This is a genomic window from Kocuria atrinae (genome assembly GCF_039531425.1).
GTDB classification, from domain to species: domain Bacteria; phylum Actinomycetota; class Actinomycetes; order Actinomycetales; family Micrococcaceae; genus Kocuria; species Kocuria atrinae.
Window position 1 is genome coordinate 180,893 of the sequence record NZ_BAAAQA010000003.1, and the last position, 24,434, is coordinate 205,326.

At 63.7% G+C, this 24,434-nt stretch carries 20 protein-coding genes; 12 read left to right on the forward strand and 8 right to left on the reverse strand.

Annotation, left to right across the window (positions count from 1 at the left end):
* Positions 1-113: 113 nt before the first annotated feature.
* Both ABD283_RS02720 and ABD283_RS02725 read right to left on the reverse strand, forming a co-directional pair.
* Positions 114-911, reverse strand: coding sequence for a phosphatase (locus tag ABD283_RS02720; RefSeq protein WP_344223514.1), 798 nt, complete (start codon positions 909-911; stop codon positions 114-116).
* Positions 912-921: 10 nt separating this feature from the next.
* On the reverse strand, positions 922-2,214 hold the full coding sequence (locus ABD283_RS02725; RefSeq protein WP_344223515.1) for a glycosyltransferase: 1,293 nt from the start codon (positions 2,212-2,214) through the stop codon (positions 922-924).
* An 81-nt stretch (positions 2,215-2,295) separates the two neighbouring features.
* Between ABD283_RS02725 and alr the strand changes: the two genes are divergently transcribed.
* The 4 genes from alr to tsaD all read left to right on the forward strand — a co-directional run bounded on the left by alr (position 2,296) and on the right by tsaD (position 6,716).
* The gene (alr, locus tag ABD283_RS02730) at positions 2,296-4,314 is read left to right on the forward strand and encodes an alanine racemase (protein WP_344223516.1); all 2,019 of its coding nucleotides are present in this window, start codon (positions 2,296-2,298) and stop codon (positions 4,312-4,314) included.
* 116 nt (positions 4,315-4,430) lie between these two features.
* Entirely contained in the window at positions 4,431-5,111 is a 681-nt protein-coding gene (tsaB, locus tag ABD283_RS02735; RefSeq protein WP_259915350.1) for a tRNA (adenosine(37)-N6)-threonylcarbamoyltransferase complex dimerization subunit type 1 TsaB, read from the forward strand.
* Positions 5,112-5,173: 62 nt separating this feature from the next.
* On the forward strand, positions 5,174-5,650 hold the full coding sequence (rimI, locus tag ABD283_RS02740) for a ribosomal protein S18-alanine N-acetyltransferase (RefSeq protein ID WP_425552791.1): 477 nt from the start codon (positions 5,174-5,176) through the stop codon (positions 5,648-5,650).
* Positions 5,637-6,716, forward strand: a complete 1,080-nt coding sequence (tsaD, locus tag ABD283_RS02745; protein ID WP_344223518.1) for a tRNA (adenosine(37)-N6)-threonylcarbamoyltransferase complex transferase subunit TsaD — start codon at positions 5,637-5,639, stop codon at positions 6,714-6,716. The genes rimI and tsaD overlap by 14 nt, the downstream gene beginning before the upstream one ends.
* 67 nt (positions 6,717-6,783) lie before the next feature.
* On the opposite strand, the gene ABD283_RS02750 is transcribed toward tsaD, so the two are convergent.
* The 6 genes from ABD283_RS02750 to ABD283_RS02775 form a co-directional block, all read right to left on the reverse strand.
* The gene (locus ABD283_RS02750) at positions 6,784-7,932 is read right to left on the reverse strand and encodes a glutamate--cysteine ligase (protein ID WP_344223519.1); all 1,149 of its coding nucleotides are present in this window, start codon (positions 7,930-7,932) and stop codon (positions 6,784-6,786) included.
* 96 nt (positions 7,933-8,028) lie between these two features.
* A complete protein-coding gene (locus tag ABD283_RS02755) occupies positions 8,029-9,291 on the reverse strand; it encodes a THUMP-like domain-containing protein (RefSeq protein WP_344223520.1) in 1,263 nt (420 codons plus the stop codon).
* 31 nt (positions 9,292-9,322) lie between these two features.
* Entirely contained in the window at positions 9,323-10,081 is a 759-nt protein-coding gene (locus ABD283_RS02760; RefSeq protein ID WP_259915347.1) for an iron ABC transporter ATP-binding protein, read from the reverse strand.
* Positions 10,078-11,100, reverse strand: a complete 1,023-nt coding sequence (locus ABD283_RS02765; protein WP_259915346.1) for an iron chelate uptake ABC transporter family permease subunit — start codon at positions 11,098-11,100, stop codon at positions 10,078-10,080. Before ABD283_RS02765 ends, ABD283_RS02760 begins: the two co-directional genes overlap by 4 nt.
* Complete coding sequence (locus tag ABD283_RS02770; protein WP_311198957.1) at positions 11,100-12,215, reverse strand: ABC transporter permease; 1,116 nt, start codon at positions 12,213-12,215, stop codon at positions 11,100-11,102. Before ABD283_RS02770 ends, ABD283_RS02765 begins: the two co-directional genes overlap by 1 nt.
* Positions 12,212-13,177, reverse strand: coding sequence for a siderophore ABC transporter substrate-binding protein (locus ABD283_RS02775; RefSeq protein ID WP_344223521.1), 966 nt, complete (start codon positions 13,175-13,177; stop codon positions 12,212-12,214). Before ABD283_RS02775 ends, ABD283_RS02770 begins: the two co-directional genes overlap by 4 nt.
* A gap of 418 nt (positions 13,178-13,595) precedes the next feature.
* On the opposite strand from ABD283_RS02775, the gene groES reads away from it, so the two are divergent.
* The 8 genes from groES (at position 13,596) to ABD283_RS02815 (ending at position 24,426) form a co-directional block, all read left to right on the forward strand.
* Positions 13,596-13,892 (forward strand): co-chaperone GroES, encoded by a 297-nt coding sequence (groES, locus tag ABD283_RS02780; RefSeq protein ID WP_095798825.1) that lies wholly within the window; start codon positions 13,596-13,598, stop codon positions 13,890-13,892.
* Positions 13,893-14,000: 108 nt separating this feature from the next.
* Complete coding sequence (gene groL, locus ABD283_RS02785) at positions 14,001-15,599, forward strand: chaperonin GroEL (protein WP_344223522.1); 1,599 nt, start codon at positions 14,001-14,003, stop codon at positions 15,597-15,599.
* 160 nt (positions 15,600-15,759) lie between these two features.
* The gene (locus tag ABD283_RS02790) at positions 15,760-17,808 is read left to right on the forward strand and encodes an acyltransferase family protein (RefSeq protein WP_344223523.1); all 2,049 of its coding nucleotides are present in this window, start codon (positions 15,760-15,762) and stop codon (positions 17,806-17,808) included.
* A 104-nt stretch (positions 17,809-17,912) separates the two neighbouring features.
* Positions 17,913-19,982 carry an acyltransferase family protein gene (locus tag ABD283_RS02795; RefSeq protein WP_344223524.1) on the forward strand — a complete coding sequence of 690 codons (2,070 nt, stop codon included), beginning with the start codon at positions 17,913-17,915 and terminating at the stop codon, positions 19,980-19,982.
* Positions 19,983-20,093: 111 nt separating this feature from the next.
* Positions 20,094-21,590 carry an IMP dehydrogenase gene (gene guaB, locus ABD283_RS02800; RefSeq protein ID WP_344223563.1) on the forward strand — a complete coding sequence of 499 codons (1,497 nt, stop codon included), beginning with the start codon at positions 20,094-20,096 and terminating at the stop codon, positions 21,588-21,590.
* Positions 21,591-21,639: 49 nt separating this feature from the next.
* Positions 21,640-22,761, forward strand: coding sequence for a GuaB3 family IMP dehydrogenase-related protein (locus ABD283_RS02805; protein ID WP_344223525.1), 1,122 nt, complete (start codon positions 21,640-21,642; stop codon positions 22,759-22,761).
* 95 nt (positions 22,762-22,856) lie between these two features.
* Complete coding sequence (locus tag ABD283_RS02810) at positions 22,857-23,840, forward strand: SURF1 family protein (protein WP_344223526.1); 984 nt, start codon at positions 22,857-22,859, stop codon at positions 23,838-23,840.
* Positions 23,833-24,426, forward strand: a complete 594-nt coding sequence (locus tag ABD283_RS02815; RefSeq protein WP_344223527.1) for a DUF3817 domain-containing protein — start codon at positions 23,833-23,835, stop codon at positions 24,424-24,426. Before ABD283_RS02810 ends, ABD283_RS02815 begins: the two co-directional genes overlap by 8 nt.
* The last annotated feature ends 8 nt before the right edge of the window (positions 24,427-24,434 follow it).

Consider the following 24,434-nt stretch of genomic DNA (forward strand, 5'->3'; position numbering starts at 1 on the left):
ACTTCGGTACCGGGCGCCGTTGATTCAGCTGGTGCCCGAGATCTGAGTCATCCCCGAGCCATGTTCGCCCGCGCAAAGTGGCGTAGGGATGTCCAGAATGTCAGGTGGGAGAGCTACCGCCGGTCCTGCCCCGCCAGGCCCGCGCTGGAGATGATGTAGTCGACCAACGGGTTGTAAAGGTGCGGTGCCACGTTGTCATCCAGGGGAACGGTGACCTCCACGTCGCCCTGGGCCTCGGCCACGAAGATACCGGGGTCGTTGCAGTCGCCCATCGCGATGGTGCGCAGTTTGGCTTGAGACCCCGCGTAACCAGCCATACCGTGATCGGAAATCACCAGATCCGGCTGCTCTCGGCCCTCAGCCGCCAATTGCTCCAGCACCAACTTCATGGGCTCCGGGAAATGCGTGTGCCGCAGGCCGCCGTATTGTTCGACCATCACGACGTCTTCGATCTGGCGTACATCGCCGTCCTCGAACGGAATAGCACCGTCCACGCGGAGCACGCGCGCACCGGATTTGCGGGCGACGCGGGCGAGCCTGGCATAGACGGGGGCGAGTCCGGCGGGGTGACCGGTGGCGAACAGAAGGCGCTTGCGTCCCTTGACGGCCTCGCTGAAAATATCCGCGTACTTGTCCAGCGCGGCAATGCACAGCGCAGCGGAAATGGAGTCCTGGCCCTCTGTGTACTTGGGGTCCTCGTTGATGCCCACGCGGTCACGCATGAGCTTGAAGACGGACTTGTAGGTCCAGTCCTTGGTCTGTTCGACGCCCATGTGTTGGTGCTGGTCGCCGTCAAGGAATCCCTGGATATTGCGCAGGTTTGCTTCGCGGGGGGTTGCTACGGCTCCGGTGATCCGGGATCGATCCAGATACCTGGCCAACGATTCACGGCTGAGATACGCGGTGGTCACACTCTCGAGTCTAGGCGTTTACGCGCTCGCCCGCGCAGCGTGTGTAAGCCACCTCATGTTGGGCGGCCACGTGGTCCCACGTGAGCTTGCGTGCCCGCTCCGCCGCGGCTTGGGACATGGCCCGCCATTGTTCGGTATTCGACGCCGCTCGGTACAGTTCCTGGGCCCAGACCTCGGCAGTCCGCCCGGGCACCAGCCATCCGGTGTGATTGTCCTCTACGGCGTAGCGCAACCCATCCACATCCGTCGCGAGCACCGGGGTTCCGCAGGCCTGCGCTTCCAAAGCGACTAGCCCGAAGGTTTCCGATGAGGAAGGCATAGCCACGGCATCCACGGAGCGCATCAGATCCGCCAGGTCATGAGACGGCATGGACCCTTGGAAATCCACGGCATCAGCCACGTCGTACTCATCCACCAGCCGATGCAGCTCCGCCAGGAATTCGGGAGAACCCACTCCGGCCAGGATTAGTCGGATGGCGCAGTCCGGATGCTCTTGGCGCAGCAGCCGCATTGCGCCGACCAGAATTTGCGGGCCCTTGAGGGGCTGCATCCTGCCGGCGCAGAGCACCGTGAACGGAGGTGTCTCTGCATCTTCTGAGGATGAGGGGTCGGGAGTGGAATCTCTTGGAGACACCATTGAACCGCCGGGGGGTCGGTTCTTCAACGCCGGATAGAAGATCTCCGGATCCACCCCGGGAGGGATCACTCGGATCCGGTCCTGGGCCGCACCGTAGAGCTCCACCATGTGATCGGCCTCGGCCGGGGTGTTCACCACCAGAGTGCACGAGCTGGCTACGAGGTCCCGCTCGGCGCGTTCGCGGGACGCGGGTTCCGGGTTCTCGCCCGGACCGGCGCGGAGGTTTTTCGCTGCGGCGGAGGTGTGCAGAGTGAGCATCAGGGGGATCTTGAGCGCCTCACAAACTTCACGGGCCGCTACCCCGGACAGCCAGTAGTGGGCGTGTACCAGCAGGGGGGCGGCGTCGTCGTCATAAAAGGCGGCGAGCGCGCGGCCGAACTCGACCGCGAAGTCGGGAAGTTGTTCCTTGGGTGCGCTGGCCCCTGCCGGAACCGCGACGGACAGCAAGCGGAGACCCGGTGACAAGGAGGAAACGGTGACTCCTGCCGGCGACGAAAGGTCCCGGTCAAGGGTGGCCATGTCCACGGCCCAGCCACGCTGGGACAGTGATCGGGCCAGGTGCAGGACATACACATTCATGCCGCCGGCGTCGCCAGAGCCGGGCTGGTCCACTGGCGAGGTGTGCATGCTCACGAGCAGCACGCGCGGCGGGGTCTGTTGGGGCACGCGACCAGCCTAACGGGAAGCGGTGCGGCGCGGGGTGGTCGAGGATCGTCCAGAACGCCTCGGGCGCACGTAACAGGCACAATGGAGGGCGTGAGCGTAACAACGTCGTGGCAATCCGAAGAACCCAGCGAGCGCAGCGCGGTCATTGACCTCTCCGCGGTGTGGCACAACGTGGTCCGATTAACGCAGTTGGCGCGTGGACGAAAACTGATTGCCGTGGTCAAAGCGGATGGTTACGGTCATGGCGCGCCCGAGGTTGCTCGCACGGCGCTCTCCGCCGGTGCGGACATGCTGGGCACCGCGCACGTGAGCGAGGCACTCGCGCTGCGCTACGCGGGCATCACCGCCCCCGTGTTGTCGTGGCTGCACACGACGAGCACCGACTTCTTCGACGCGCTCGAACACCATGTTTCCTTGGGCATCAGTGGCTGGGAGCTCGACGCCGTTCTGAAGGCCGCCCAGGAGACCGGCAAGACTGCCACGTTGCACTTGAAGATCGACACCGGCCTGGGGCGCAACGGGTCCACCGCAGCCCAGTGGCCGGATCTCGTGGATCGCGTGGTCGCTGCTCAGAACGAAGGCCTGGTCCACGTGGAAGGCATCTTTACGCACCTTTCGGTGGCGGACGAACCCGCCCGCGGTGACGAGACCATGGAGCAACTCAACGCGTTGACGGACGCGGTGCGCATCGCACGCAAGGCCGGCCTGAAACCAACCATGATCCACGCGGCCAACACCCCGGCTCTGCTGTCCGCGGACCAGCTCGAGGACCCTGACTACATCCTGCGCGACGCCGTGCGTGTGGGCCTGGGCATCTACGGGCTGAGCCCCTTCGAGGACCGCACGCCCAAGGACTTCGGCCTGATCCCCGCCATGACTTTGCGCACCCGCGTGGCCAACGTCAAGGCCGTTCCCGCCGGTCAGGGCGTCTCCTACGGGCTGACCTACCACACGGAGAGCCCCACGCACCTAGCCCTCATTCCGTTGGGCTATGCCGACGGCGTTCCGCGCGTTGCGACCGGAGCTCCCGTGTACATCGGGGGCCGGGTTTACCCCGTGGTAGGCCGGATCGCCATGGACCAGTGCGTGATCGACCTGGCGCAAGGGAGGACCGTCACACCCGAGGGCGTCCCCGCCGGGACTCCCGTGGTGGATGAAGCGGTGGATCCCATGGTGCATATCGGGGACGAGGCAGTGCTCTTCGGCGCCGGTGACTACCCCTCCGCGACCGAATGGGCGGACGCCTCCGGCAGTATCAACTACGAGATCGTCACGCGAGTGTCTCCGCGTGTACCTCGTGAGTACACGAGCCACAGTCACCTGACCCTGGGGGACGTGACTGTCTCCCGCAGCGCGAGTGCGTTGGCCGCACACAGTCTGCCCCAGGACCCGCGGCCCACCCGCGATTCCTCGGGGGAGTCCTACACCCAGCCCAACTGGACACTGACCCGGTACCCCGCCTCCGCAGAAGAAACCCAGCTGATCGCGCAGAAACTTGCTTCGTATCTGAAGGCAGGGGATCTGCTCATGCTCAACGGCGAACTGGGCGCGGGCAAGACCACGTTCACCCAGGGTCTGGGTGCGGGCCTGGGTGTGCGCGAGGGGATCATCTCGCCCACGTTCGTGCTCTCCCGGCAGCACCCGAACCTGCCGGACGGGCCCAACCCCGGCGGGCCGGATCTGGTGCACGTGGATGCCTACCGTCTGGATACTGCCGCGGACATCGACAACATCGATCTGGAGGACACCGTGGAATCCAGCGTCACCGTGGTCGAGTGGGGCACGGGCAAGGTCGAGCACTTGAGTGAGTCCCGCCTGGTCATTGACATTGTGCGGCCGCGGGGGGCTGTGGGAGCACCGTCGGCGGCTTTCGCGCTGAACTACGAGATCAACCAGAGTGCGGGCGAAACCGAGCAGGCCGAGACGGCCGCCAAAGCATCGAGCGGGGACTCCGCGACTTCCGACGAACCCCAGTCCCTGTCGAGCGCGCTCGATGCCCTCAACGAGGAATGGGACGAGGACGAGCAGGAATCGGATGAACCGCGCACCATCATCATGCGCGGATACGGGCCCCGTTGGTTCGAGCGCCTGGACCTCTGAGCCGACGCGGAACACTGGCCGCCTCGACACTTGAGCGAAAACGCTCAGCTGGTCCGGGCAGTGCCACCCCCCACCGTGGCCGGTCGGCGACCAGCGGCGGGGCTTAGACTGTTCGGGTGCTTGTGCTGAGTCTGGATTCGTCGTCCATTGCGTCCGCGGCGCTGACCCGTAACGGGGAGGTGCTCGCGGAATTCGCCACCCAGGACACCCGTTCCCACGCGGAAGCTCTGGCTCCGGCCGTGTACAACCTGCTGGGTCAGGTGGACCTTGAACCGTCACAGTTGACGTCCATTCTGGTGGGCACGGGGCCCGGTCCGTTTACTGGTCTGCGCGCCGGTCTGGTGAGCGCGCGCACGTTCGGTTTCGTGTGGAACCTACCGGTGCATGGAATGTGCTCTTTGGACGCGCTGGCCCATCGCGCCGCCCAATCCACGGTGGACGGCACGGAGTTCCTGGTTGCCACCGATGCCCGCCGCAAAGAGCTGTACTGGGGCCGCTACGTGACGCACGAGGACGGCCACGGACGCTTCGCGGTATCCCTGAACGGACCGCAGGTCACCGCGCCCGAGGAACTACCCAAACTGCCGATCTACGGCTACGGGGCCGGGCTGTACTCCGATCATTTGCCCTATGCCGTGGCGGACTCTACCGACTGGCAGCCCACCGCCGCCGATCTCTCCCGCGCTGCTTGGGCGCTGCAGGAACGCGGCACGGAGCTGAGCACGGACACGTCTCCGCTCTACTTGCGCGAGTCGGACGCCAAGGTGCCCGTGCAACGTAAGAAGGCACTGCGGTGACCGGACACGAGGCGGCCGGGGCAGCGGCGTCGTCGTTGCAGGAGGGCTACGCCCTGCGACCCATGCAACCGGCGGACCTGGACGAGGTCTACGCGCTGGAGACCTCGCTGTTCCCTGAGGACGCGTGGCCACGCCGCATGTTCGACGAGGAACTGGCCCACCCCACCCGCCAGTATTGGGTGCTGGTCAGGGGCCGAGAGATCGTGGGTTACGCGGGAATGATGTGTATCCCTCCGGTCGCGGACGTCCAGACCATCGCCGTGGCCAGCGGGCACGAAGGCAAGGGCCTGGGCAGTGCCCTGCTACGCACCCTGCACGAGGCCGCGATCCACTCCCGCGGCACCGAAATCCTGCTGGAGGTGCGCTCGGACAATCACCGGGCGCAAGAGCTGTACAAGCGCTTCGGCTACGAACACATTCACACCCGCCCCGGCTACTACGGGGACGGACATGACGCGCTGATCATGCGCTGCGAACTGGTCCCGGCCGGGCCGCCGCAGCGCAGCGCGGACGGAAGGACCATTCATGGCAACCGCTGAACCGCTCGTGCTGGGCATCGAATCCTCGTGCGACGAAACGGGCGTGGGCATCGTGCGCGGCACCGACCTGCTGACCAACACCGTGTCCTCGTCCATGGACGAACACGTGCGTTTCGGCGGTGTGATCCCCGAAATCGCCTCCCGGGCGCACCTCGAGGCCTTCGTGCCCACGTTGCAGGCCGCCCTCGATGATGCCGGCGTGACACTCGACGAGATCGACGCGATCGCGGTGACCTCCGGGCCCGGCCTGGCCGGCGCGCTCATGGTGGGCGTGGCCGCAGCCAAGGCGCTCGCAGTCGCCACGGAAAAGCCGCTCTACGCGATCAACCACCTGGTCGCCCACGTGAGCGTGGGATTGCTCGACGACAACGACGAACTGCCCGACAACCTGGGTGCGCTGCTCGTCTCGGGCGGACACACCGAAATTCTCTCGGTTCCGGACATCACCGGCGACGTCCGCTTGCTGGGTGCGACGATCGACGACGCCGCCGGCGAGGCCTACGACAAGGTCGCCCGCTTGCTCGGGCTGGGCTACCCCGGGGGACCGGCTATCGACAAGGCCGCTCAGAACGGTGACCCCACCGCATTCCGCTTCCCGCGCGGGTTGACCGCGGGCAAGTACATGGGATCGGCCGAAAAGCCTGGATCGCACCGTTACGACATGTCCTTCTCCGGGCTCAAGACTGCGGTAGCCCGGGTGGTGGAGACCTACGAAGCGTCCGGCCAACCGGTTCCGGTCGCAGACGTCGCAGCGTCCTTCCAGGAATCCGTGGTGGACGTGATTTCCCGCAAGACCGTGCTCGCGTGCACCGAGAACTCGATCGACACGCTGCTCGTGGGAGGTGGCGTGGCCGCCAATTCACGGTTGCGTGCGCTCGTGACCGAACGCTGCAATGCGCAGGGGATCGAGGTGATTGTGCCGCCGCTGAGCTTATGCACCGACAACGGGGCCATGGTTGCTGCGTTGGGAGCGCGGTTGGTGGCCGAAGGCCGCTCGGCAACGGGCATCGTGTTCACCGCGGATCCGGGGTTGCCGGTGTCCACGGTGTCGATGGGCGCCGCGTAGGGCTTAGACCGTGCGGTTTTGAACGGCGGCTTGGTGGGCGAGCCCCGGGCATTGCCGGGACAGTGGCTCAGCCCACCGAGTCGCGGTTGCGCGCCACGATATCCAGGACGACGGCGCGCAGGTCACCGTTGTTCTCCGTGGCCACCCGCTGCTGGCGCTGGTACCCGGCACCGTGCTGGATGATGTCCTCCACGCGCGCCAGCTCGTCGCTGCAACTGAGGTCCGAGGCAATGGGCTCCAGCTTGTTGAGCAGTTCGGTGAGGTCCTCGGTGACCAGCCGCTCTTCACTCTGTGCGTTCTGAATGATGATGGCGTCCAGACCGTAACGGGCCGCGCGCCACTTGTTCTCCTGGTGGTGCCACGGCGGCATGGTGTGAATGGTTCCGCCATCGTTGAGGGTGCGGGAGAAGGACTCCACGAGGCACTGGGTCAGGGCGGTCAGCGCGCTCACATCGTGCAGGGTGGAGGGCCCATCGCACACGCGCATCTCCACGGTTCCGAAGCGGGGAACGGGTCGGATGTCCCAGCGGTTCTCGGAATCGTCCTCAATCACGCCGGTGGTCAGCAGATCTTGCACGTAGGACTCGTATTCGTCCCAGGTCTTGAATTGGAACGGCAGACCCGCGGTGGGCAGTTGCTGAAACACCTGGGAGCGGTGGGAGGCATAACCGGTGTCGTGACCGCACCAGTACGGAGAGTTGGCCGAAAGCGCCAGCAGATGCGGATAGTAATTCAAGAGGCCCTCGAGAATGGGCAGGGCCTTGTTCTTGTGATCCACCCCCACGTGCACGTGCAGACCGTAGATCACCATTTGGCGGCCCCAGTACTGCGCGCGGTCCACCACCTTGTAGTAGCGCTCCTTGTCCACCACGGCCTGATCCTGCCACTCCGAGAACGGGTGGGTTCCGGCAGCGAAGATTTCCAGGCCCTTGGGGTCGGCGACCTTGCGGATTTCGTCCGAGGTCAGCTTCAGTTGTGCGGTGGCCTCTTCCACGGAATGACAGACGCCCGTGACCATTTCCACGGTGTTCTGCAGGAACTCACCGGTGACGCGGGGGTGGTTGCCGTCCTCGCCCATTTCGGGATTTGAGGCCACGACCGCCTCGAGGACTTCCTGGCCGCGCGGTTCGAGCTCTCCGGTTTCACGGTCAACCAGGGCGATCTCCCATTCGACGCCCAACGAGGAGCGTTCGGAAGAGACGAAATCAATGTGCACGGCAGTGGTCCTCTCATGGGTGCACCGGGGATGTCCCGCGGTCCATGAGCGAGGCCGGGAATTCTTCACCGAATCTCGCACTGCTTAGCGGGTACTTCATTGTACGGGGTCAACCACTAAGGCCACGCGACGTTCTTTCCCATTTTCGTGTAAACGTGTCATCACCAGGGTGGCCTTTTCGGAACCGCGAGGGGCCAGCTGTTTCCTGAGTTGCTCCGGTGTCACGTCCGTGCCGCGCTTCTTGATGGTCAGCGTGCCCACGTTGTGATCCCGCACCCACTTCTTGAGCGTCTTCACATTGTGGGGGAGTACCTCGCGTACGCGGTACGCGGTGGCCAAGGCGCTTTCGTGGAGCTCATCGCCCGAAAGGTACGCAATAGTGGGATGGATCAGGCGCGCGTTCAAGTGTTGTGCCAGATCGGTGACCAGTCCGGCACGGATCACGGAGCCGTCGGGTTCGTAGAAGTACTCGCCGACCTCACCCAAGAGGTCGCCCTCGGGTGCCGGGGACTCCCAACTGTGGGAGGTCAGCTCCGCCGCGGTGGCCGTACCGTCAGCACGCGAACCCAGGACGAGAGCGGCCCGGGCCACATCCTGACGGCGAACCGCGTTGAACCACAGCACCACCTCCACCACATCACCGTGATCGGAGACCCACTGGGCCTCGGCTCCGGCGGGGACGTGGTCGTGCGGAATTCCGGGGCCCAGCTTGGCGCCAACGGCCAACCCTCGCTCGGCCAGGCCCGTAACAAAGGACAGGGGAGGGGAGAACGCCTCGGGGTCGAAGACGCGCTGGGTGCGCCCCGAACCCGTAAGGCGGCGCGCGGGATCCAGCCATACGCCGTCGGGCGCACCGTTCTCGAGGCCGGCCAGATCAAGGGTTTCGACGTCGCCGCAGATCACGTTCGCGTGGGGCCACCCGGTGAGGTTCACAGTGGCCACTGCCGCGGTCAGCTCGTCCTTCTCAACGGCGGTCACGGTGCGATCGAGGGCGGCCAAGGCCAGGGAATCCGCTCCAATACCGCAGCCCAGATCGGCCACGTGTGTGAGGTCTGCTTGTGCGAATCGACGTGCGTGCAGGGCTGCCACAGACCAGCGAGTGGCCTGTTCGAGCCCGTTGCGCGTGAACACCATGTGTTCGGCGAACTCACCGAATTTGGCCCGGGCCTGGGTGCGCAATTTGGCCTGCGTCAGAGCCGCGGAAACGAGCTCGGGGGAGTAACCCTCAGCGCGCAGCGTTTCCGAGAGCTTGAGCGAACGCTCGGGATCGTAGGTCCCGAGCGAATCCACCAGGTGCAGTCCCTGGGGCGTGAGGAGCTGGGCGAGGGCGTGCATCTCGGCATCTGCGGGGGAATTCACGGTTCCATCACATCACGAGTGCGCCCGCGGGTCACATGTAGTACATGCCCACGTGGTGGCCGTTGATGACCTCCACGCGGATGTCCATGTCGTAGATGTCGCGCAGGATATCGGGCTGCATGATGTCCCCGGGGGTGCCCTGACAGACCAGAGCGCCCTCCTTCATGGCCAGGATGCGATCCGAATAGCACGAGGCGAAGTTGATGTCGTGAATCACCAGGATCACGGTCTTGCCGAGTTCGTGGGTCATGCGCCGCAGGAGCTTCATCATTTCCACGGAGTGCTTCATGTCCAAGTTGTTGAGCGGCTCGTCCAGAAGCACGTAGTCGGTGTCCTGGGCAATCACCATGGCAATGAATACGCGCTGCCGCTGACCGCCGGAGAGCTCATCCACATAGCGATCCTCGAACTCGTTGAGATTGAGGTAGTCCAGGGCGCGGTCGATGTGCTCGGTGTCCTCCGGCCGGAGGCGACCCTTCGAATGCGGGAATCGGCCAAAGCCCACCAGGTCGCGCACGGTGAGTCGAACCGTCAGGGTGTTTTCCTGACGCAGGATGGACAGCTTCTTGGCCAGCTGGTCCGAGGGTGTGTTGAGCACGTCGTGTTCGTCCACGAACACGGACCCCTCGTCCATGGCGACCAGCCGGGCGATCATGGACAGGGCGGTGGACTTCCCCGCGCCGTTGGCTCCGATGATCGAGACCACCCCACCGGGTTCGATCTGCGCAGAGACATGATCCACCACGGTGGTCTCGCCATATTTCTTGGTGAGACCGGATAGCTCAATCACTTGATGGACCCTCTCAACAGCAGGAACAAGAACAACAACCCACCGCAGAACTCAATCACAATGGACAGCGCCGTATCGAATGCGAACACGCGCTCAAGGATCAATTGCCCGCCCACGAGTGCCACGATGCCGAGTAGCACCGAGATCGGCAGGATCCAGGCGTGGCGGAAGGTCCGGCACAGGGCGTAGGCCAGGTTGGCCACGATCAGGCCGAAGAACGTAATGGGACCCACCAGTGCGGTGCACACGCCCACGAAGATCGAGCAGACGATCAAGACGGTGGTCACGGTACGAGTGTGGTTGATACCCAGGCTGATCGAGGTATCACGGCCCAGGGACAGGACGTCGAAACGGCGCCGCATCACGATCAGGGGAATAGTGGCGACCGCAATGATGGCCACCGAGATTCGCAGCAGTCCCAGGTCCACGCCGGTGAACGAGGCGAACATGGAGTCCTGCAGCACCATGAACTCGCTGGGGTCCAGCAGTCGCTGCAGCAGCGAAGAAATACCGCGGAACAGTGTGCCGAACACAATGCCGATCAGCAGTACCAGGTGCAGTGACAGACCGGAGCCCGTGAACAACCACCGATACATGATGGCTGCGAAAAGGACCATGAGCCCCAGTTCCAGCAAGAACAGGGGATAGGTCCCCAGCTGGGTACGACCCACGGTGCCGATCACGAAGATCAACACGGTCTGAATCAACATGAACAAGGAATCGAAGCCCATGATGGAGGGCGTCAAAATCCTGTTGGACGTGACCGTCTGGAACAGCACGGTGGAGACGCCCACGCAGAAGGCGACCAGGACCATGGTGAAGACACGGTTGGCGCGGCGGGGGAGCACGTAGGCAGCGTTCGCATCCAGGCCGAGGAACAGGTACAGGCCGATGCACGCGAGTGCCAAGGCACCGACGAGGGCGGTGACCACGGCGGGTGAGACGGAGCGCACGACAAAGCGTTTGCGCTTCTGCTGGATGGCATTGGGCATCGGCAGAGCGGAGGATTTGGGGGTCATCAGGAACGAGCTCGCTTCCGCAGCAGCATGGCCAAGAAGATCGCGGCACCGACAACGGCCACCACGGTTCCCACGGGAATCTCGAACGGGTAGCGGATCACACGGCCCACGATGTCGCACACGAGCACGAAGCCCGCGCCGAAGACGCCGACCCAGGGAACCGACCGGCGCATGTTGTCACCGATCATGAGCGAGACAATATTGGGAACCACCAGGCCCAGGAACGGGATGGAGCCGATGGTCACAACCACCACGGCGGAAATCAGCGCCACGATGGTCATGCCCAGGGCCATGATGCGCTTGTAGTTCACGCCCAGGGTCGTGGAGACGTCCTGGCCCATCCCGGCGACAGTGAAGCGATCCGCCGCGATGTAGCCGATCAGCGTCAGCGCGGCCACGAGCCAGAGCAGTTCGTAGCGGCCCTTGATGACTCCGGAGAAGTCACCGATCATCCACGTGTTGAGCGTCTGCAGCAGGTTGAACCGGTAGGCGAAGAACGTGGTGATCGCGGCGATCACGTTGCCGAGCATGATGCCGACCAATGGGACCAGCAGCGCGTTGCGCAGGGGAATCTTCTGCAACACGGCAAGGAACAGTGCGGTGCCGCCCACGGCGAAGACCGCCGCAACGCCCATCTTCCCGAGCAGCGGTGCGCTCGGAACCAGGACGGTAACGGTCAACAGGCCAAGGGAGGCAGATTCCACGGTGCCGACCGTGGACGGTTCCACGAATTTATTGCGCGCCATCTGCTGCATGATCAGACCGGCCACAGCCATGGCCATGCCCGCGAGGACCACGGAGATGGTGCGGGGGAAACGTGAAACAGAGAGGAGGTGGAAGGACTCTTGGAGTCCAGCGGTGTCCCCGCCGGCCACCTGACGCATCAGTGTGGCCGGCGTGACGTCCGCAACGCCCACGAACGTTGAGATCACTGCCAGGATGAACACCGCGAAAACGGCGATCACCAGGGCACCGTTGGAACGCAGCAGTCGCCTGAAGGGTCCGGGCCTTCCGGCCTGGTCCGGGCGGTTACTTGCTCCGGGGTTTACAGCGGATTGAGGTTCGGGAGCCGAACCACCGCCGGTGTTCTCAGGTGCGCGAGCGATGGTGCTCACTTCAAGCTGTCCTGAACTTCAGTAATCATCTCGGGGAAGTTGTTCAGGCCGGGGCCCACGATGTACCAGGAGGAGGGATCCAGGTAGGTGATCTGGTCTTCCTTGGCGGCGGTGGTCTGGTTGACCAGGTCGTTGTCCAGGACCTGCTGCGCGGCCTGGCCGGACTCGCCCTGGCCCACGGCCACGTCGCGGTCGATCACGAACAAGCGGTCCGGGTTGGCCTCGGAGATGGCTTCGAAAGACAGGGACTCACCGTGGCTTCCCTCGGACTGCACGTCACCGGCGGGCTCGATTCCCAAGGTGTCGAAAATGATGTTGCCGAAACGCGAGCCGGGGCCGTAGGCGTTGACTTCACCGGCGTTGGTCATCAGGAACATTCCGGAACCGGCGTCAGCGGCCGCTTCCTTGGTGTCAGAGATCTGCTGGTCGACCTCCGAGAGCTTGTCCTCGACCTCGGATTCCTTACCCAAGATCTGACCAATGGTCTCCGACTGTTTCTTGAAGGAGTCGACCGGATCCTTCTGATCCATGGTCAGGTCAATGGTGGGGGCGATCTCAGAGAACTGGTCATAGAAGTCTGCGGTGCGCCCGGAAATGATGATCAGATCCGGGTTAGCGGCCGAGATGGCCTCCATGTCCGGTTCCTTCATGCCGCCGGCATTGACGTACTTCTCGTCCTGGTACTTCTCGAAATCGTCCGGCAGGGACGCGGGCTTGGGCAGGCCGTCAACCTCTTCACCCAGGGCCTCGAAGCTGTCGATGACACCCAGGTCCATAGAAATCACGGTCTCGGGGTTCTTAGGAACCTCGGTGGTGCCCTGAACGTGTTCCACGCTCACGGTTTCGTTCGAGGCGCTTTCTTCGGAGGATGAGTCGCCGGAGGCCTCAGTGGAGCAACCAGTGAGAGCGAGCAGGCCGCCTGCGGTGAGCAGTGCCATGGCCTTGGGGCTGATGCGGTTCATGTCGTTCCTCAAGTATTCAGGGAAGTTGCGGGTCGTGCGGCCGCGCAAACCCGGAACAATGCCGGAGAGGGTATGACGGCGCCGTCGTGCCCCAACCTGCGATTGCATCGTCTTAGGTTTGCCTTACCTGACAAACTATCGGGCGGAAACGCATGTGCGCAAGCTAATAGCGAAGGTATTTCTGACCTAATTTTTTCACCGCCCAGTGAACGCTTGGCACTCGTCTTGACCGACTGCCAGCCCAACCCTAGAGTGACTATTAGCACTCTCCGGGTGAGGGTGCTAAGGGCCAGGCGCTCAATCGGCACCGCGACGACGGTTGGCACGCCAACTGGCTCGTAGCGCATCCACGGTCATGGGACCCCATGAACCACCGTGGGCGCTCACCGTCTCATACGCCTAAAGAAAGGGAGAGATCGTGTCGGTCTCCATCAAGCCCCTCGAGGACCGCATTGTGGTCCAGCCGCTGGCCGCCGAGCAGACCACTGCTTCCGGTCTGGTCATCCCCGATACCGCCAAGGAGAAGCCCCAGGAGGGCACCGTCCTGGCTGTGGGTCCGGGCCGCGTTGACGACAAGGGCAACCGCATCCCCGTGGACGTCAAGGAAGGTGACCTGGTCATCTTCTCCAAGTACGGCGGAACCGAGGTCAAGTACAACGGCGAAGAGTACCTCGTGCTCCCGGCACGTGACGTGCTGGCTGTCATCGAGAAGTAAGTCTTCCAATACCTTTCTGCGCGGTGCCCGCTGCGCCTACTCGTGAGTGGGTGGCGCACGGGTACCGCGTTTTTCACCCTTAGTCTTCTCGCCCGATAAGGAGCACACATGCCCAAGCAGTTGGCGTTCAACGACGCCGCTCGCAAAGCCCTTGAGGCCGGTGTCAACCGGCTTGCCGATACCGTCAAGGTCACCCTCGGCCCGCGTGGGCGCAACGTTGTCCTGGACAAGAAGTGGGGCGCCCCCACGATCACCAACGACGGCGTCACGATTGCTCGTGAAGTAGAGCTCGAGGATCCGTACGAGAACCTCGGCGCTCAGCTGGCCAAGGAAGTTGCCACCAAGACCAACGATGTTGCCGGTGACGGCACCACCACTGCGACCGTGCTGGCTCAGGCCCTGGTCAAGGAAGGTCTGCGCAATGTGGCCGCCGGTGCGGCACCCAGTGAGATCAAGCGTGGAATCGAAGCAGCCGTTGAGGCCGTTTCCCAGCGTCTGCTGGACAATGCACGCCCGGTCGAGGGTCAGGACGTGGCCCACGTGGCCGCGATTTCTGCTCAGTCCCCGGAGATCGGTGAGCTGATTGCTCGCGCGTTCGAGACCGTGGGAACCGACGGCGTCATCACCATCGAAGACGGCTCCTCCACCGAGGTCGAGCTGGACGTGACCGAGGGTATGCAGTTCGACAAGGGCTACCTCTCGCCGTCCTTCATCACCGACCAGGAGCGCCAGGAAGCCGTCCTCGAAGACAGCTTGATCCTGCTCTACCAGGGCAAGATCTCCTCCGTGCAGGACCTCATGCCGGTGCTGGAGAAGGTGCTGCAGGCCAAGAAGCCGCTGACGATCATCGCGGAGGACGTGGAGGGCGAGGCCCTGTCCACCCTGGTGGTCAACAAGCTGCGCGGCACCCTGGATGTCGTCGCCCTGAAGGCACCCGGTTTCGGTGACCGCCGCAAGGCGATCATGCAGGACCTGGCCGTGCTGACCAACGGCACCGTGATCACTCCCGAGTTGGGCATCTCGCTGGACAGCGTGGACCTGACCCAGTTGGGCACCGCGCGTCGAGTGACGGTCACTAAGGGCCTCACGACCGTGGTCGACGGCGGCGGCTCGGCAGAGCAGATGGCCGACCGCGTAGCTGAGATCAAGGCCGAGGTTGAGCGCACCGATTCCGAGTGGGATCGCGAAAAGCTCCAGGAACGGCTTGCTCGCTTGGCCGGCGGCATTTCCGTGATCAAGGTTGGCGCTGCCACCGAGGTCGAGCAGAAGGAACGCAAGCACCGCATCGAGGACGCCGTTTCCTCCACCCGGGCCGCTCTCGAAGAGGGCATCGTGGCCGGTGGCGGTTCCGCACTGGTTCACGCGTCCAAGGCGCTCGACGGCGCCGAGCTCGGTCTCGAGGGCGACGCCGCCACCGCCGTGGGTATCGTTCGCCGCGCATTGGTTCAGCCCCTGCGCTGGATCGCCGAAAACGCTGGACAGGATGGCTACGTGGTGGCCTCCCGTGTCGCGGACCTCGAACCGGGCCACGGCTACAACGCTGTGACCGACGAGTACGAGAACCTGGTCTCGGCCGGCATCATCGACCCGGTCAAGGTCACCCGTTCCGCTCTGCAGAACGCGGCATCCATTGCCGCCCTGGTGCTCACCACCGAAACCCTGGTGGCCGAGAAGAAGAACGAGGATGAGGACCAGCACCAGCACTGACCTGCTGTGATGAAGTCCACGCTGACCGGCGGCTCGCCCCACATCACGGGGTGGGCCGCCGGTTTTTCTGTGCTTCCACCCGGAACCTGTCACCACAAGCGGTGACGACTCACGGGGTACCGATTCCGCGCGGTCACGCGCGAGGGTTAAGGTGGCAACCATGCCCGAAACCACTGCCACTCGGTCGAACGCGACCGACGTCCGACCCGACGTCGTCTCGCGCTACTCCGGTTTCCGAAAAGAAGTCCAGGGCCTGCGCGCCGTAGCGGTGTTGCTCGTGGTGATTTACCACGTGTTCCTGGGGCGGGTTTCGGGCGGTGTGGACATCTTCTTGCTGATTTCCGCGTTCTTCATGACGCTCTCCTTTGTCCGCAAGATCGAGAGCGGGCGTCCGCTGGCCATCGGCCGGTACTGGCTGCACACGTTCAAGCGGCTTCTCCCACTGGCCACCGTGGTGATCCTGGTGACCATCGGGCTGCTCACGGAGTTCCCCGAGTCATCGATCGCGCAGTTCCGCTGGGAAGCGCTGGCCTCCGTGTTCTACGTGGAGAACTGGGCGCTCGCGGCGGCGTCGGTGGATTATTACGCGGCAGACCATTCCACAGCCTCGCCCTTCCAACACTTCTGGTCGCTGTCGGTGCAGGGTCAGGTCTTCCTGTTGTGGCCGTTGATCTTCGGGTTCGCTTGGCTGGTTCGACGCCGCACGCGCATCAGTTCCGTGCCGATTCTGGCCGTGTGCTTCGCGCTGATTTTTGTCGCGTCCATGACGTATTCGGTGATCACCACCGAAACGCAGCAGGCCTTCGCCTACTTCGATACGCGCGCCCGATTGTGGGAGTTCGCGCTGGGCTCGTTGATCGCCTTGGCAATTCCCTACCTCAACCCGCCGCGTGTCATCCGCATCATCCTTGGCTGGGTCGGCATTGTGAGCATGGTGTTGGTGGGGGTCCTGGTGGACGTCCAGGGCGCATTCCCGGGGTGGATCGCGCTGTGGCCCCTCCTGTCCGCGGCCGCAATCATCGTGGCCGGTAACACCGAGTCCCCGTTCGGGTTTGACCGGTTCTTGTCCTGGTGGCCGACGGTCAAACTGGGCGACGCCGCCTACGCGCTGTACCTGGTGCACTGGCCGTTGCTGATCACGTACCTGGTCATGATGGATCGACCGTGGGCAGGGCCGCGTTCCGGCGTGGCCATCGTGATCGTGTCCATCATCTTGGCCCTGGTACTCACGGCGTTCATCGAGGACCCGATCAAGGCGTGGAAGTGGCCCGAAAGAGCCAAGCGTCGGCTCGCGATCGTCATCGTTACGTGTCTTGCATTGGTGTCGGCTGTCGTCCTTACCTGGACCGGCGTTGATTCCTATCGCACCGCACAGTTGGAGGCTGAAGCCGAACGTAACAATCCCGGTGCCATGTCGCTCATAGGTGACTACCAGCCGGACGCGGATCCGGAGGCCCCCACCTTGCCGCTGGCGTCGGACCTGGGGAACCAGTGGGTGGGCCTTCCCGAGGAATGCACGGGCATCTTCGAAGCGGACAACGCCACGGTGCAGGACTTCTGTCGTCAAACCGAAGACGTCCAGGACCCCACCAAGACCGTGGTGGTGGTCGGCAACTCTCACATGGAGCAGTACATGGGTGCGGTGATTCCCATTGCTGAGGAGGAGAACTGGCAAATGGTCTCCCTCCTGCAGCCGGGGTGCGGCCTGGGCCTTGAGGGCCAGTCCGATGTGTGCCGTGAAGGTAATCAGGCGGCTCTTGACTACGTGGAGAAGCTCAAGCCGGACGTCGTGCTGACCACGTCCACGCGCGGAGAACTCATGGACGGTAGCCAAGAGAACGTTATTGCCGGCTTGCCCGCCGTCATCGAGGATCTCACCGAGGAAGGCATTCGCGTGGTCGGCTTCCGTGATCATGCCCGCCTGGACTTCAACCCGTACACGTGTGTTGAGTCCAAGGGAGCCGACGATCCTTCGTGCACCGTGCCCGCGTCGCAGGTCCTCGCGCCCAGCAACCCGGCACAGGAACTGGAGTCGATCGAGAACTACCAGAACGTGGACCTCAACGATTTGATCTGCCCGGACGGCCAGTGCCGACCGGTCATCGGCAACGTGCACGTGTGGTTGGACTCCCACCACCTCACGTGGGATTACACGGAAACCATGACGCGTCCCGCTTACGACCGGCTCTACAACGCCATCGCTCAATAAGGCCGCAGTCCGGTTGAAGGTGGCCCATGGGCCGTACCACGAGTGACCGACGTTATGAGATGTCCTGACGGTCTTTGTCGATATACGGCGTTAGGGTGCTATCCGTGCTTGAGCAACGATCCCCCACCATGACCGCGCACACTCGAGAGGCCCAGCAGGCTGATCGGGTGGCGCTCTACTCGGGATACCGTCCCGAAGTCCAAGGTCTCAGGGCCGTAGCGGTGTTGCTCGTGGTGATCTACCACGTGTTCGTCGGTCGTGTTTCGGGTGGCGTGGACATCTTCCTGTTGATTTCCGCGTTCTTCATGACCCTCTCGTTCGTGCGCAAGATCGAGGGCGAGCGAAGACTCGATATTCCGCGATACTGGCTCCACACTTTCAGGCGATTGCTCCCATTGGCGTCAATCACCATCGTGGGAACGCTCATCCTGTTGGCCCTCTTCTATCCGGCCACAGCCATCAGTGATTTCCGATGGCAGGGACTCACCTCCGTGTTCTACGTGGAAAATTGGCAACTGGCGGCGGCGTCAGTGGATTACTACGCGACGGACCACTCCACGGCCTCACCGTTCCAGCATTTCTGGTCTCTGTCGGTGCAGGGGCAGGTCTTCCTGCTGTGGCCGTTGATTTTCGGCCTTGCTTGGCTGGTTCGACGTCGCACAGGCATCAGTTCGGTGCCGATCCTCGCGGCGTGTTTCGGGCTAATTTTTTCCGCGTCATTGGTGTTCTCCGTGATCACCACCGAGTCGCAGCAGGCTTTCGCTTACTTCGATACCCGAGCGCGGTTATGGGAGTTCGCCCTGGGGTCGTTGATCGCACTCGCGATCCCGTATCTCAACCCGCCGCAGGCCGTGCGCATCGTGCTCGGCTGGGTGGGCATCGTGAGCATGGTGTCCGTGGGCCTCCTGGTGGATGTGCAGGGGGCGTTCCCCGGCTGGATTGCCCTGTGGCCCCTTTTGTCCGCCGCAGCGATCGTGGTGGCTGGCAATACCGAGTCATCGGTGGGGTTAGACCGGCTTTTGTCCTGGGGGCCGATCGTCAAGCTCGGCGACTCTGCCTACGCCCTGTACCTCGTGCATTGGCCCCTGCTGATCACCTATCTCGTCATCCGGGACCGACCGGTGGCGGGGTGGCGCTCAGGAATCGCGCTGGTCGTGATTTCCGTGGTGTTGGCCATCATCATCACCCGCAAGGTGGAGGACCCCATTAGGCGGTGGCAATGGCCCCAGCTCAGCAGGTGGCGCTCGGGCATAGTCATTGCTTTGTGCGTGGTCCTGGTGGTGGTTCCCGTGATCTTCTGGATCCAGGCGGAAGCGGTACGCGCGCAGCGACTGGCGGACGAGTCCTGGGTCAACAATCCCGGCGCCGTCGCATTGGAACGGGGCTTCAGATATCAAGGCAACCCCGATGCGCCAGTGCTTCCGCTCGCGGAAGACCTGCCAACCAACGACGCGTGGATCGGTGAGAGCTGCCCGGATGACATTGGGCTGGACACCGCTTACGCGGAGGCCTGCCACGAAGTCGTGCCGAACGCTTCCCCGGAAAAGACTGTGCTTCTGATCGGTAACAGTCACACTCAGCACTGGCTTCCCGCATTGGAACCGATGGCCGAAGCAAACAACTGGCGGGTGATCATCTACAGCCAATTGGGTTGCTATTACACCGTGGAAGAGGAACAGCCCGCTGAATCGTGCAAGGGCTGGTTACGTGGTGCAGATCAGGCCGTGGACGTGATCGATCCGGATCTCATGTTCGTCCAGGGGAGCTTCACGAGCATCAACGATGAGCAGATGAAGCCTGGCTTCGAACAGCGCATGCGGCAGCTGGACGCCCGAGGCATCCCTGTGATGGGTATTCGCGATGTGCCTCGCTTCCCCGAACCGTTGGCGGACTGTGCCATAGAAAAGGGCCCGGACCAGCCTGAGTGCTACCGGAGCCACGCAATGCTGGGCACGCCGGACCCGCAGAAGACACTGGCCGAAGAGCTGCCGCATTTCGAATCGATCGACATGACGGACATGGTCTGCCCCGATGAGCAGTGCAGGCCCTCGGTGGGCAACGTCTTCGTGTACTTCGACGACGACCATCTCAGTGAGATGTACGCGCAGACCCTCGCACCGGAGTTCACCCGGCGGGCTGAGCAGGCGCTCTCCGCAGCCGGTGTTCGGTTGTGATGATCGGCGCACGGTCGCGGGTGGGGGAGTGTCAGAGCAGGGCCGTAGAATGACATGGAAACTACTTGGTGAAAGGGAGCTTTCGTGACCGATGCCGTGCCTACCGCACTCATGGACGACCCGTTCGGCTTGACCGGACTGACCTACGACGATGTCATGTTGCTACCCGGCAACACTGACGTGATTCCTTCCGAAGCTTCGACCAAGACCCGGCTTTCGCGCCGGATCAGCGTTGAAGCCCCCGTTCTTTCGGCTGCCATGGACACCGTGACCGAATCGGCCATGGCCATTTCATTGGCCCGGTTGGGCGGCATGGGTGTGATCCACCGCAACCTGTCCATTCAGGACCAGGCCGATCACGTGGATCGCGTCAAGCGCAGTGAGTCCGGGATGATCACCAAGCCCGTGACGGTGGGCCCTGAAGCCACACTGGCTGAGCTGGATCACCTGTGCGGCTACTACAAGGTCTCCGGTCTGCCCGTGGTGGACGAGAACCGGAAGCTGCTGGGTATCATCACCAACCGCGATACCCGCTACTTGCCGGAATCCGATTTTGCGACCCGCACGGTGCGCGAAGTCATGACCCCCATGCCGCTGGTGACCGGCAGCGTGGGGATGAGCAAGGACGAGGCCCACAAGCTGCTGGCCACCCACAAGATCGAGAAACTGCCCCTGGTGGATGAACAGGACCGGTTGACCGGCCTGATCACCGTCAAGGACTTCACCAAGGCGGAGCAGTACCCGCTGGCCACCAAGGACGACGAGGGCCGTTTGCGCGTGGGCGCGGCCGTTGGTTTCTTCGGCGACGGTTTTGAACGCGCCATGACTCTGGTCGACGCCGGCGTGGACGCGCTGTTCATCGACACGGCCAATGGACACTCGCAGGGCGTGCTGGACATGATTTCTCGTCTCAAGAACGAGTCCGCCGCCTCCCACGTGGACATCATCGGAGGCCAGGCCGCGACTCGCGCGGGTGCGCAGGCCATCGTGGACGCCGGTGCGGACGCCGTCAAGGTGGGCGTTGGGCCCGGTTCTATCTGTACTACCCGCGTGATTGCCGGTGTGGGTGTTCCGCAGATCACCGCGATCAACGAGGCCGCCAAGGCCACCATTCCGGCCGGGGTTCCGATGATCGCTGACGGCGGTCTGCAGTTCTCTGGTGACATCGGCAAAGCCCTGGTGGCCGGCGCAGACTCCGTGATGCTTGGCTCCTTGCTGGCCGGCTGTGACGAGTCCCCGGGAGAGCTCGTATTTGTGGCCGGCAAGCAGTACAAGGCCTACCGCGGAATGGGTTCGCTGGGTGCCATGCAGTCCCGGGGCAAGAACACCTCCTACTCCAAGGACCGCTACTTCCAGGCGGACGTCTCCGATGACGAGAAGCTGATCCCCGAGGGTATCGAGGGACAGGTGCCCTACCGCGGCCCGCTCGCCTCCGTGGTGCACCAGCTGGACGGCGGCCTGCGTCAGACCATGTTCTACGTGGGCGCTCACAACGTGGAGGAGCTCAAGATGAAGGGCCGGTTCGTGCGCATCACCCCGGCGGGGCTCAAAGAATCGCACCCGCACGACATCACCATGACCGTGGAATCGCCCAACTACAAGCGCTGATTCGCCCCTTCCGCTACTCGCGCACGGACGCGCGGGGAAAGGACTACCCGTGAGCTACGACATTGAGCTGGGCCGCTCCAAACGGGCCCGCCGCACGTTCAACCTGGATGAGATCGCCCTGGTCCCGTCGCGGCGCACCCGTGACCCGCAGGACGTGAGCACGCACTGGCAGATCGACGCGTACAAGTTCGACATTCCGGTGGTGGGTGCGCCCATGGACTCGGTGATGTCGCCCGAGACGGCGATTGCACTGGGTCAAGCCGGTGGCTTGGGCGTGCTGGATCTCGAAGGTCTGTGGACCCGTTACGAGGACCCGCAGCCGGTGCTGGACGAGATCGCCGATCTGTCCTCGGACAACGTTCCCGAAGCCACGCGACGCATGCAGGAGCTCTACAGCGCTCCCATTCAGCCGGAGTTGATCAAGGCCCGCCTGGCCGAGATCCGCGAGGCCGGGGTGATCGTGTCCGGTTCGCTGTCACCGCAGCGCGTGGTCGAGCACTACAAGACCGTGCTCGAGGCGGGCGTGGACCTGTTCGTCATCCGCGGCACCACGGTCTCCGCCGAGCACGTCTCGCAGAACCAGGAACCCCTGGACCTCAAAAAGTTCATTTACGATCTGGACGTCCCGGTTATCGTGGGCGGCGCGGCCGGCTACACCCCTGCGCTGCACCTCATGCGCACGGGTGCCGCAGGCGTCCTTGTGGGCTTCGGTGGTGGCGCTTCATTGCGCACCGAGTCCATCCTGGGCATCCACGCAGCCATGGCCACGGCGATTTCCGACGTCGCTGCGGCCCGTCGCGATTACCTGGACGAGTCCGGCGGGCGGTACGTTCACGTGATCGCCGACGGCGGTCTGAGCACCTCGGGAGACATTGTCAAGGCAATTGCCATGGGAGCGGATGCCGTCATGCTCGGCACCGTGCTGGCCCGCGCCGAAGAAGCCCCCGGTCAGGGTTGGTTGTGGGGTGCGGAATCCCACCACCAGCACTCACCGCGCGGTGAACGCACCAGCGTGGGCACCGTGGGTTCATTGGAAGAGGTGTTGAACGGTCCGGCTCGTCACGTGGATGGCTCGTCGAACATTATCGGTGCGCTGCGCAGGGCCATGGCCACGACCGGTTACTCGGACCTCAAGGAGTTCCAACGGGCAGAGGTCGTGATCCGCGGCTAACCACCGTCAGTCGAGTCCGAGTGGGCCGACCTGAGCGTTGTTCGAGCCCCGCGGGGATTTGGGAAACGCACAGGGCGGCCCACTACTCTTGTGTGGTGCTCAAGATCGCTCTCAGCCCCCGCTCGCTCGCCTTTCTGACGGTGAGTTTGATCATCGCGGCGCTGTTCGTGGTGTTGAGCATGTGGCAGCTGAGCAGCTCCGATCAGGCCGCCATCGTGGCAGACCCGGACAAGGACCGTGTAAAGCCCCTGTCCGAGGTGATCAAACCCGGTGAGGTGGCCACCGCAAGCACTGCGGATCATACGGTGGAGATCACCGGCCGCTACGACCCGGAGTCCACCGTTGTGATCCCCGGTCGTCTCCATGATGGTGCGGAGGGCTACTGGGCGGTCACGGAGCTCGTACTTCGGGATTCCGATGAGCTATGGGGCCCCGCCAACGGACCCATGTCCATTGCCGTGGCGCGTGGCTGGGTGGAAACCGCCGATCAGGTGCCCGCAGCGCCGTCGGACCCCGTGACCGTGGCCGGGCGATTCTTGCCGCCGGAGGCACCCTTGGGCGACAGCGAACTTCCGGAGGGGCAGCTGGCCTCCCTGTCGCCCGCGCAGCTGACCAACGAGTGGGATGCGCCGCTGTACTCCGGATACGTGGCGGCTGCCGCCGAGGTGCCTGCGAGCCAGCAACTACCGGTGACCGACCAGGGGACCCTGGACTCGAACGCCACCGTGATGAGCGGCGAACTGCGAGATCTTGACATTGATCAGCAGCCCACCGATACGTCTTTGAACATGCTGAACCTGTTCTACGCCCTGGAATGGATCGTCTTTGCAGGCTTCGCGGTGTTCCTGTGGTGGCGCTTCGTGCGTGACGAATATCTGCGCCAGCAGGATCCCCAGAAGTACTTCTACCTGGAGGGCGACTACTTCTGGGACGAGGACGCACAGTCCTTCTACTACTGGGACGAGCAGGATCAGTGCTACTACTACTTTGACGACCAACCGGCGGCGAACTCCTCATCCGACGGAGCATCGACCCGCGAGAACCGCACCCACCCCGAGCACGGAGCCACGTATGAGTGAACACACCCCTGATCCCCAGCACAACCTCAAGCCGGTTCGTCGGACGGACGGCGTGCGCGTGAACACTCCCGCTGATGCCACCCCGGAGCGCGCGACCGTGCCCGAGAACGTCAAGGCTCGTGCTGCGGCGCTGCAACCGCGGCGTCGTTTTGGCGGCACCGAAGCGCAGATTCGCGGGGCCCTCACGTTCTACAAGATCTGCGCGTGGGTTTCCGGTACGTTCCTGCTGCTGCTCGTGGCCGAGATGATCACCCGCTACGGACTGGGCTACGACCTGATCGCCGGCGGCACCGACAAGATCACGGGCGAGACCGTTGCCCTGGGCTGGCAGAACCTCGAGCTCGAGAACCTGGCCGGGGGAGTGAACATCTCCACGTGGATCCTGATCATCCACGGTTGGTTCTACGTGGTGTACCTGGCGGCGTGTTTCCGCATTTGGTCCCTGATGCGCTGGCCGTTCCCGCAGCTGATCGTCATGGCGCTGGGCGGGGTGGTGCCGTTCCTGTCCTTCATCGTGGAGCGCAAGATCCACCGTTCCACCGAGGCGGAGCTGGCCTCGAACCCCAAGGCCGCCAAGCGATACTGAGCGGGGGA